The sequence below is a fragment of the Dyella choica genome, assembly GCF_003977665.1.
Lineage (GTDB): Bacteria > Pseudomonadota > Gammaproteobacteria > Xanthomonadales > Rhodanobacteraceae > Dyella_B > Dyella_B choica.
In genome coordinates this window covers 129901-140686 of the sequence record NZ_RYYV01000013.1, presented here as the reverse complement: position 1 = coordinate 140686, position 10786 = coordinate 129901, and the positions used below count along the sequence as shown (strand labels likewise).

Genomic DNA, 10786 nt, shown 5'->3' with positions numbered 1-10786 from the left:
CCTGGGCACTGCGAGCATGGAAAGGCAAAGAATCGACACCACGAGCACAAAGGTGCGTAAAAACGTCCTTTTAATCCGAGCCACCATGCTTTCCTCACTCACGTATTCGGCTTTTCGATGATTAGCGCCAAGGAATTCGGCGCGTGATTGTCTATCTGACGGACGCCATAGCATCCGCCAGGAATTTACCGGCAATTCATTGCTTTGATTCGCAGAGCTTCCTCGCACCTACGTACGAGTCGCCGTGCGCATGCGCTAGCCAGGCTTTTGCGCAGCTCTTCGCCAATTTTTTGAATCTGTTCGGCGGTTTGGCTGCTGTTGGCGTCCGAGGTATCACCGTGCCGGACACATTGAGAGTGGCAAACATCCATGCAATTTCCCTGATCTTCCCTGTGAGGTATTAACCCAGAACGATGCTAGCGCCGCAAGTACCTTCTGCGTTGTGCCGTAGTCGAAGGACTGCAAGTAAGTGCAAGATTCCGCAAAAGCGGTATCGAGCACCTCAAACAGCCCGTTCCGTAAGTCGCTAACATCCCTACCCGGCGAGACGGCCGAACCGGTGAAGATACAAGCATGAGAACACGAGGGCGTCTCAAACCCTGAGCCTGCCATCTTGGACGAAATAGACATCGGCGCCAAGGCGCACTACGGCAACCTGCCCGCTGGCCTAATGATTGACTGACTGCACTCCCAACCTCAATCACATTTGCATCGAGGCCTTCACGGCCAGCCTCCCATCGGGTCATAACAAAAAAGCCAGAATTCGTTGAATTGGCTTAGTTCGTTTTGGCCGGACTTTGATTGCTTGACGCCACCCTCTTTAGCATCTCCTTGTTATATATGCCGGAATACCTGACAGCATTGTCATTGAGAGCTGCCTCGTCCTTATCGCAAGGGGTATCTGAAGTTTCGCCAATTACCCTGATGCCGAAGCGATAGTCATCCGGATTTTCGCCAAAGGAAGGAACGAGCAAGCCGACACTGCGCACTCCCAAAAGCCTCTTGTCCCCACGGTCAAAGGCATTGTCGGCACGTCGAATTACCTGAGCATCATCTACGCGCCTGAATTGCTCTAAGGATTCCTTTTTTGGACAAGCAATCCTTTTGTCGGAACATGCCGTTAGAGTCAACACGCAAGTCACCAGAGCTATCCAAAGCGTTCCATTCATCTTAGTAGCCCATCCGAATGGGGAGACCTAAAGCACGTTCGATTGGGTTTTCATTCTTAATCGTGTTGTTCATGTCGCATGGACCATCATCGCGATCACCCATCAGCGGCGAAGTGATGCCCTCCCTTTCCTCTCAGTCGGAACAAGGATATCCATTCACCTCAATGTCCATCTCATATTCCCACAACTGACGTATCACTTGCCGTGACAACGCCACCGAGAAGGCTGCCGCCTCATCCGGAGAGAAATAGACTGCCACTCTTAACTCTCCCCCAAGGCCTTTCAATTCTTTGTATTGCCCTAATGCTATGAAGAACGAATTGATGGCGTCCTCGATGTTTTTAGACTGATGTTCTTCGGTCAACTCAATGGATATCAATGACTGGCTTGGCCAGTGTCGAACTTTGAATCGCTCATGTAGGTCGTCAAAATTTAATAGATGCGATTTCGCATCATGAAACGACGCACCAATATCAATTTTCATGACCCACCTAATGCCCGTTGTTGGCCGAAGGAGACTGCAATAGTGGCTGATAACCCGAACCCGAGAGCAAGGCCCTCCTCGCTGGAGAGCAGACGTCACCGCCGGCGAAACGGGGCGGCGAAACGGGACATATATGGACGCCCCCTCCTGGTCAAGCCTTTGCGCTGAATGACACGGTGCTCGGACATATATGTCCTGGATCACCAGGGGCCTCACTGGCTGGCCGTGCGGTTTTCTTCGCCGCTTGCGTCCAAGCCTAGAGCGTGTGCTGGGGCGCCTTGGTCTAGGTCCATCACGGTGAAGCCGCGCCCAGCACCTGCTTGACCGCGTCGGTCCCGAACTCATCCGTGCACTGATTGCTGCTCATAATCACCTCTGTCATTGCCGTCAACCATGACCTCAAAGATGTCTACGAAAGGTCGCTCCAATCAAATTTTTTCAAGGAGCAAACAGGCAGCCGCCAGTACAAAGAAAACGCAAACGACGATACTTATCCATGGGCGAACACGCGGTCCGTCCTCGTCCTCCACGAAGAAAGGAATTCGTTTGTGCGAAAAAATTTTATATTTTGGCCAAATTTTCATAGGTCACTGCAAAATATTACCTTGATACCAATTGTTTCCACCACCAGGGCCAATTCCATATCCAACACCGACGGTAATGGCACTGCCAGAAGGATTTGCACTGTATCCTCCACCAAACCCATAGTACGCCGAAAACCCTCCAGAAGCTCCCGATATGAAGTCATTGAGCTCACTTTGACTCGGGTCACACTTCAGCATCCACCCCGAGGCAATGCTCACGCCATATCCCACAGGATTCGGATAACCCCGATTCACGCCAAAACCCGCGAATACATCGCCATATTTTGTGTACGTAGCGCTTAGCGAAAATACATACCAGTCAATTTGAAATTGATCATAGTCCGGCAGCCTTGCGCATCCGCACGACCCAGAGGGAGGCGGCGATGGTGGTTGAGAATCCGGCTGCCAACCTGGCTGCCCGAAACCTGGAGGCACACATGAGCCATTCGGACAGAATGCAGCCGTCATGTCACTAAATCCATCCATCCCTAATGGATCTCGATAACTCAGCGGATTACTACCCACATAAGCATACAAAGTCCACAGCCCGCCCTTAAACCCAATCGGATCTACCTGTTGATAGCGCCCCGTCGCCGGATCGTAGTCACGTCGATTGTTATAGTGCAGCCCCGTTTCCGCATCGAAATATTGTCCGGGGAAGCGTAGGTTGTATGTGTAACCATTGCTGGTCGGTGCCTGCTCGCTCCATGCATTGCCCTGATATGCCCATGACCACGTAGTAGCGCCGCTGCTATCTGCAATCGCTCGCGGCGTACTCAGCTGATCCGCCGTCACGTAGGCAACCGACATGGTGGCTCCCTGTGTATCGAGATTGGCGACCGGAATGTCATTGAGATAGACGTATTCCCGATTAGTCGCACCGTATTCACTTAGCAATTGGCTGTCCGCGCCGTAGTTGTAACGCTCCGTAGAACCATTAGCAGTTTTGGCGACACGTTCACCATCGGCGTTATAGGTATATGCGGCAATCGTGCTTTGATTCAGCTGCGCAAGAACCATTCGGTTACGCATGTTGTAGCCAAATCCGTACGTGCCACCTGCCTGGCTGATCGCGGTCGTATTTCCGTTCGCATCCACCGTTCGTACCGCATTGCCCGTGGCCACCAACTGATGTGTGGCGCGGTTATAGCTGTAGGCGCCCGTCGCCAGACCGCTGCCCGTTTTGCTGAGGCGATCACCTGTTTGGTTGTACGTCACGCTCTCCAGCGTTGTGCCACCGGCTTCTGTGATAGCAGTGAGGCGATACAGCGGGTCGTAGCTGTACGTCTCCGTTGCAGGGCTGGCGCCCGGGTTGTTGCCAATAGCCGTGATATCACCCATCGCATCCCGCGCTACATGCAAGGTGAAAGCTGGACTGGTGAGATCGGTTAGCCGGTAATTGGCGTCGTACGTGCGTGTGACAGCCTGGCCATTACCCAGCGTGTAACCACTGATCGGCCCGAACGGCAGATAGGTCGCGTTGCTGACCAGAGTGGTCGTACCGCTTGAGGTCGTAGCGGTGACGCCGCTGATATGGCCATCCGCATCGTAGCTGTAGGCCACCTGGTCGCCGCTGGGATGCGTGATGCTGAGGATCTTGCCGCTCGGGCTACGGGTGTAGCTCGTCACATCCGTGTGGCCGCTGACTGCCTGGCTCTTCTGGATCACATAACCTTGGGCGTTGTAGCAGAACACCGTGGTGACGGCGTTTTCGACGATACGGGTCAGATGGCCGATGGGAAACGAGGTGGTGCAGCCCGTGACGGCGTTGGATTCGTCGTAGGTGTAGGTGATGTTCTGGGTAGTGTCGGCGTAGCTGGCGCTTAGGCGACGATTCTGCGCGTCGTAGGTGTAGGTAACCGTGTTGCCGTTGGCGTCGAGGGCGGTCAGTACGTTGCCGGCCGCGTCATAGGTCTTAGCCTTGACGCCGGTATCGGGGCTGGTGAGTTTGGTTTCATCCGACAAACCGTCGAACTGATAGGTAGTGGTGAGGCCGCTAGGATCGGTGACCTGGGTCAGGCGGTCCAGGGCGTCGTAGGTGTAGATGGTCTTGGTGTTGGCGGTCTGTGCGGCCACTGGTGCGGCAACGGTGGCCATCGCCATACCGAGCGTAAGGCCGGCCAGCGGCTTCCTGATCATCTTCATACGCGCCCTTATGTCCGTTTGCCGCCCTGGTGCTGTGCTCGTGATCGCAATCACAACGGCTGAGCCTTTCACTGCGTGTCCTTGCTTCATGGCCAGCTCCCTGTCAGTTCGTGCCGTTGTAGTTGTCGAGGGTCTGGACCAGCCGATTTAAGGCGTCGTAACCCTGCTGGCGCTGAATACCCAGGCCATCGGCGCTTTGCACCAGGTTGCCGTTGGCGTCGTAGCTGTTGCTGGCGCTGGCATCGAACACGGTGTGACTAAGACCGTCCATCACCTTGGTGAGCTGCCCCAGGGGGTTGAAGGTACGGCTCAGGCTCTTGTGCAAGGTGCCCGTCGAGTCATAGACCTGCTCGGCGGTTTTGTTGCCGGCGTTATCCAGGGTGTATTGGAGATAGTTGCCTTGTGCATCGGTGATCTTCACCAGGCGGTGTGCGGCGTTATAGCCGTAGGTGGTGGTGACGCCATCGGGATCGGTGACGGTTTGCACGGCGCCATAGGCGGTGTAGGTGAACTTGCTGGTGGCACCACCCACGCTGCGCGAGGCGACCCAGCCGCGCGGGGTATAGGTCGTATCCGTGTTGAGGCCGTTGGCATCGGTCAGGCGGGTGACGCGGCCATCCGCGTCGTAGGAGGCGATGGTGGTGACGTGGCCAGCGGGGTCGGTGATGGTGTGCAGGTTGCCGGCCTGGTAGCAGGCGACGCCCGGCGTGCCGCAATTTGTCGCGCCGCTGCTCAAGTAATAGCTGTAGGTCGTGGTTTGAGTGGTGTCAGTGCGCGGACCCGTCGCCGTGAGCATCAGGCCGACGATCGGGCACTGCGCGGTATCGACTGCGGCGCAGTAGGTATAGGTCCAGCGGCGCACACCCGCCGGAACGGTACCTGTGTTGCTACAAGCATAGCCGCTGGCCGCGCTGTTGGTGGGATCGATCTCGCATCGGGCCAGGGTTTGGCCGACGCTGTTGTAGACCCATTGGGTGCTGCTAACGGTGTTGCCGTTCGCATCAAGTACAACACGCGTCAGGGGAACGCGGAGCGTAGTGTTCCAGGTGAAGTTCGTGGTGCGTTGACTGGGCGTACCCGAGGCCTCAACACGACTATCCAAAAGGTGATTGGGGTCAATGGTGTAGAGCGTTTTATTCCCATTGAAATCGGTCGTGCTAGTGAAATCGCCTGCCGCGTTGTACGCATAATTTGCAAACAACCCACAGTTGGAGCAGCCTGATCCGGAGACAGTACTTAGATGATTGACATTAACAACGGCTTGCACCGCATAGTTTCGAGCCTCACCCAGTCCATCGGTAACCGTTGCTGTCCCATCGAGGTTGTAGGCGAACTGGTTCAAGTCAGCATTGCCCGCGTGTTCACTAAGATTTGCACGAGATTTTGCGTCGTATTGATACGTTGCGAAGCGCTGCCCCGTCTCGTCCTGTATTCCAGTAAGCATGCTGGGATTCGCCCCAGCGGTTACATTGGCTGACTCATCGTAGAGATACGTGCGGGTGAGGTTGCCCGGGTAAATGGCGCTGCTAAAGTTGCCCGTCGAGTCGTAGCTATATGCCACCTGCTGCCCATCGGGAAGGATCAACTGGGATAAGAGATTCGAAGCGTTGTAAGTAAGGGTCAGCGTGCGTCCAAACGCATCCGCGATGGTGCTGAGGCGACCACTTGAGTCATAAGTCAGGGTATGACTCAAACCTGTGCTGTCTGCCTCCGAGACAAAACGACCGGAGCCATCGTAAGCCTCCGTCACATTATGCTCGTTCGTATACCGCCAACCTAAAATATTCCCATTGCTGTCGGTCTGTTCCGTCAGCGTTCCAATTTCGTCGACCGTCGCGCACCAGGCCGATCCACACTGATTAAAATAGCGAATTTCGCCGTCATCACGAAAAAGCTTGACCTCAGTCAGGCTCTGCATCGCGAGCATGCGGCTGTAGGTATGGCCCCATCGGTTTCCTATGGTTCCGTCACCCGAACCGGCGCTGTTGTAGTACCGATGAAATGAAAGAGGGAATGACCCTTCGCCCTCATAGTCACCTTCGTCTGCGAATTCATTGCCTGTCGCGAGGTTGACAGGGTCTCCTACCATGGTGCCGCCGCAGGATGCGCATCCCTTGAACCCAAGGTTTCTATCGACTGCGGGCGCGTCCTGACCATTAGAAACAATGCCTAGGAAAGAAGTCTCCAAGCCACCGTATTGTGATAACCACCACAAGTGTGGCTGGCTATAAGAATCAAAGCTCACATAAAGAAATTTGAGCCATCCCGCATTATCTACCGCCTCAAGATAAGCAGCGTAATGCGCCTCGGAACAGATCCTGAAAGCGCTGATAGAGCCATTAGGGCACGGCGTGGTAACTGGGGAGCACAATCCACCCGCACAGAAATAGACCGGTGGTGTAGAGCCTTGTGCGCCTGACGCGCTGGCCGATCCAGGAGAAAATGCGCTTAGCACTATCAACAACGCCGCGATCGCAGCAAGCACGTGACGCTGCCATACCTGCCATTTTTCCCCTCGCGAGTTGCGAGGTAGTGCTACAGAAATTGCCCCAACACTCAAAAAGCCACCCATTTCCCTTTCCCTGTGTAAAGCGGTCCGTCGCAGCATATCATGAGGATTACGTCAGGCACGCTACGATATAGCGAGCTGTGCTAATGCGTCTCGTAGCCAATCCCACAGCAACAGAATGTGCAGCGCGCAGTTCGTCCACATCGGAGTAGTGGCGCAGTGACTTAATACTGCGAGTCAGGCCCTATGGCAGCGATGCTACTGACGTCGTCAAACCGACTGGCGACTTTCTGGCTCGCAGCATCCGGGGTAGCACCGCACCGAACGCTTTGAGGATGGCAATCATCCATGCAACTCCTCTTGCCTTCCCTGTGAGGGATTAACCCAGATCGATGCTAATGCCGAAAGTACCTGCTGCGTTGTGTCGTAGTCGACGGACTGCAAGTAGGTGCAAGATTCCGCAAAAGACGGCATCCCACTCCTCAAGCAGCCCGCCTCGTAATCCGCTGAAATCCCAACCCGACGAGACAGCCAAGCAAATGAAGATGTACGCATAAGAACATGAGGGCTTCTCATACTCTGAGCCTACCCGTCTCGGACGGCATTAACGTCAAAAAAAACGCTACAACAACCAGCCTGCTGACCTTGTGCCGCCTGCCCGTTGTGATTCTTCAAAGTGACGGGCGATCGCTTCTTTCAACGCAGCGAGCGTCTCCTGGATCGACTTCGATTCCCAAGGCAGGTTGCCTCTTGCCGCCTGCTCCAGGCGATCAGCCAGCTCGGCCGCTTGATGCGCACCCAGTGAGAACGCCACGCCTTGTGCACGGTGCGCAAAATGGGCCATCGAAAGTTTGTCATGCTCGGCCAAGGCCTGCTCGAATGCCCGGGTTTCCTCAACCAGGCTGGCCTGGCTGGCTTGGTACCACTGGTAAATGGTCTCGAAGGGCGGGTCCGGTTCACTTGGTTCATCATGCGCGAGAAGTGGCAGGTCCAGCCACACCCGCAAGAGGGCTTCCAGTTTCCCGGCGTGCACCGGTTTTTGCAGCACACCTACGATCCCGTCATCCATGCAAAGTTGCCAAAGGAAAGCATCCCGCGTCGTGGATAGGATAATGATGGGGATGCTGGCATGCCTCGCACGGTTAGCCACCACCAAACGCAGCGCGGATTTGTAAACCGCTGTGTCAGGGCCGTCGCAAGCCATCAGGATCAAATCGGGCGCCTGATAAGTCATGACGTTCAAGGCCGCCAAGCTGTCTGGAACCGCTAGCGGTTCTTGACCAAGCGCTTTGATCTGGTCAACCAGGAAACAGCGGCTTTGCGGGTCTTCGTCTATCACCAGGACGCGTGCAGGTGTCTGGGTCGGCGTGGCTTGCACGCCGTACGATGCGGTAGGTTCTCTCACTGCTCGGTGGGCAGAGAATTCCGCCACGTGAAAGGGGTAAGCGATGAATGATGCATCTATCACGAGTGCTCCTTGGTGGTCCGTGCGGTGCGCACGGCGCGATGGGTATAGAGCGAGGCCCTAAATGGGTAACGCTGACAGCAGCCACTTCCGCCTAGTCGAGGTAGCGGGCAAACGCTTTTTTCAAAGCCGTAAGGGTGCTTTGCATTGCCTCGGGCTCCATCGACTTCGTGCCTCTTGCCACCCGCTCCAGTCGATCAGCCAGTTTGAGTGCCCGCTGCACCCCCAGCACGAGTGCGATGCCTTGCATGTGCTGCGCAAAGTGGAGCATCGATGGCTGGTCACGCTTTGCCCAGGCCTGCTCAAACCCCAGGATGTCTTCAGTAAGGCGGACTTGATACCAGTCGTCGGTGGGCTGGATGGGTGCAGGCGATTTCTTCGGCTCATCTTTAAGTGGCAGGTCGAGCCACAGCTCAAGCACCGCTTGCAGCTCCTGAGCGCGCAGCGGCTTTGGCAGGACATCGTCTATCCCGTCATCCCCTATATCGATTTGCCAAAGGAAGGCATCCGGCCAGGAGGCCAAGACGACGATGGGAAAGTACGGAAGGCTTGCTCGCTGCTTTCGTATCATCGAACACAGCTTGAATTCGGCACTCTCCGGGTCAGCAGGTCCGTCGCAAGCCATCAGGATCATGTCGGGTGCTCGTAGATCGATGGATTTCAAGGCTGCCACGCCGTCAGGAACGACAAGTGGCTCCAGGCCAAGTGTCTTGATGAGATCGACGAGGGTGCTGCGACTCTGAGGATCAGCCTCTAATACCATGACGCGTGAAGGCGCTTGGATGGGTGCGGCAACCGTGCACAACGCGGCGGGTTGTTTCGCTGCCTTGCGGGCAGATCGCTTTGTCTTTGGGAAGGTGTAACCGACCCATGAGGAAATAATATTCATCACGCGCGCTCCAGGTAGTCACGCCGTGCATTGCGCACGGCGTGAGGGGCACAGGGCAACGCCCTGCTTCGAAGTCAGAAAACGCTGACAGACGAATTCGACTAAGTGCCCTCGACCACCTGGCACCACGCGAGCGGCGTGGTGGTAAAGCGCGGGTTTGGCAAAGGGAGGGGCGCGACAAGGCGCGCAGATGCCGTAAGATCAGGGGTAACCATTGATCAACATCCTTGGTGTTGGTGGTGGCCAGCGGGCCGTGTGAGTCATCACCTCATACGGCTCGCGCTTTACCTCTTACGTCGGGTGCGGCTTCCGGTTTGCAATCGGCACACCCGACGTGCAGCACCATTGCATACTCACATTTGTGTGTCTATCAGACGATGCCGATAGACAAGTAGGTCTAATTTCCCGTTTGGCGTGATGTCACGCGCGTCGATGTGAAGGCGCGCACTCCTGCGTTACGCCCTCGCTTGTTGCTAGTGAATATCAGAACAATCGGACGGTTATTTGCTAAATAACAGGAATGCGGCAAAAAGGTGAATTAGGGCCTGCTCTTCCCTTCGCCACCTGATAGTGGTGCTCGTCGCACGTTTTCGCGATAAAGTGCGCAATATGCTCGTGACTCAGGGGGAGAGTGATGGCGAAGCGCAAGGAAAGCGGCATCGAGCTACTTGCCTCGATGCCCTGGCCCGTCGGCTTTGGGTTGGGCATCGCAGCCTACCTGGCGATACGCTACGGCATTGGCTTGTATCTCTCCACGTCGAACAATCCTGTATGGCAAGCCTTTGGCAAGCAAGCTGCTGCCGGCGTCTACACGCCGTTTGCCTGGTTTGCCCTGGCGGCATGCTGGATCGGGGCCATTGCCTCTTTCCTACGTCGCCGCCACCGCAAGCATCTGCTGGAAACACAGACAGGGCTCGACAGTCTGCGGGCTATGAGCTGGCGCGAGTTCGAAATGGTCGTGGGCGAAGCGTTTCGTCGCCAAAGCTATACGGTTAGCGAAACCGGACTGGGTGGAGCCGATGGCGGCATCGACCTGATTTTGCGCAAGGACGGCCAAGTCACCCTCGCACAGTGCAAGCAATGGAAGACTCAACGGGTTGACGTCAAAGTCGTTCGAGAGATGTTTGGCCTGCTAGTAGATCACGGCGCCGCCGCAGTGAAGATTGTGGCGATTGGTGACTACACCGCAGACGCAAGGCGCTTTGCAGAAGGCAAACCTATCGAGCTGATCAACGGCGAGACGCTGCTTGCAATGGTACGTGAAGCGCAGAGGGTGGTGCCTGCCGAACCGACGACGGCAGCTACCCGCCCCGCCGAAGCCATTGGGCCGAAACCAACCCTTTCGCAAAACCCTGCCTGTCCAAAGTGCGGCGCTCTTATGGTTAAGCGTCTGAATCGCCATACCAAAGATCCTTTTTGGGGTTGCACAAAGTATCCGGCTTGTCGTGGCACCAGGGTGACTTAACCATCGCACGTGAGGCGATCGCGGCTATACCGCTTGAACCCACTTCAACTAAACAGGCGAGATTCTGAGATGCATA

The 10786-nt window shown here is 55.9% G+C and carries 7 protein-coding genes; 1 reads left to right on the top strand and 6 read right to left on the bottom strand.

Annotated features, from left to right (window positions below):
* Window positions 1–776: 776 nt before the first annotated feature.
* From EKH80_RS16725 to EKH80_RS16700, 6 genes are all read right to left on the bottom strand, one after another.
* Complete coding sequence (locus EKH80_RS16725) at window positions 777–1133, bottom strand: hypothetical protein (protein WP_230473756.1); 357 nt, start codon at window positions 1131–1133, stop codon at window positions 777–779.
* Window positions 1134–1302: 169 nt separating this feature from the next.
* Window positions 1303–1653 carry a hypothetical protein gene (locus EKH80_RS16720; RefSeq protein WP_126685922.1) on the bottom strand — a complete coding sequence of 117 codons (351 nt, stop codon included), beginning with the start codon at window positions 1651–1653 and terminating at the stop codon, window positions 1303–1305.
* 587 nt (window positions 1654–2240) lie between these two features.
* Complete coding sequence (locus tag EKH80_RS16715) at window positions 2241–4472, bottom strand: RHS repeat-associated core domain-containing protein (RefSeq protein WP_126685921.1); 2232 nt, start codon at window positions 4470–4472, stop codon at window positions 2241–2243.
* 13 nt (window positions 4473–4485) lie between these two features.
* A complete protein-coding gene (locus EKH80_RS16710) occupies window positions 4486–6954 on the bottom strand; it encodes a DUF6531 domain-containing protein (RefSeq protein WP_158628860.1) in 2469 nt (822 codons plus the stop codon).
* 559 nt (window positions 6955–7513) lie between these two features.
* On the bottom strand, window positions 7514–8269 hold the full coding sequence (locus EKH80_RS16705) for an Hpt domain-containing response regulator (protein WP_158628859.1): 756 nt from the start codon (window positions 8267–8269) through the stop codon (window positions 7514–7516).
* A 181-nt stretch (window positions 8270–8450) separates the two neighbouring features.
* Window positions 8451–9245, bottom strand: a complete 795-nt coding sequence (locus tag EKH80_RS16700; protein WP_126685918.1) for a response regulator — start codon at window positions 9243–9245, stop codon at window positions 8451–8453.
* Between the two features lie 634 nt (window positions 9246–9879).
* Between EKH80_RS16700 and EKH80_RS16695 the strand changes: the two genes are divergently transcribed.
* Window positions 9880–10710, top strand: a complete 831-nt coding sequence (locus EKH80_RS16695) for a restriction endonuclease (RefSeq protein ID WP_126685917.1) — start codon at window positions 9880–9882, stop codon at window positions 10708–10710.
* Window positions 10711–10786 lie beyond the last annotated feature (76 nt).

Bases quoted from the DNA above. Each gene is read 5' to 3' on its own strand.
- EKH80_RS16720 (WP_126685922.1), bottom strand. From the start codon at position 1,653: ATGAAAATTGATATTGGTGCGTCGTTTCATGATGCGAAATCGCATCTA.
- EKH80_RS16715 (WP_126685921.1), bottom strand. From the start codon at position 4,472: ATGAAGCAAGGACACGCAGTGAAAGGCTCAGCCGTTGTGATTGCGATC.
- EKH80_RS16710 (WP_158628860.1), bottom strand. From the start codon at position 6,954: ATGGGTGGCTTTTTGAGTGTTGGGGCAATTTCTGTAGCACTACCTCGC.
- EKH80_RS16700 (WP_126685918.1), bottom strand. From the start codon at position 9,245: ATGAATATTATTTCCTCATGGGTCGGTTACACCTTCCCAAAGACAAAG.
- EKH80_RS16695 (WP_126685917.1), top strand. From the start codon at position 9,880: ATGGCGAAGCGCAAGGAAAGCGGCATCGAGCTACTTGCCTCGATGCCC.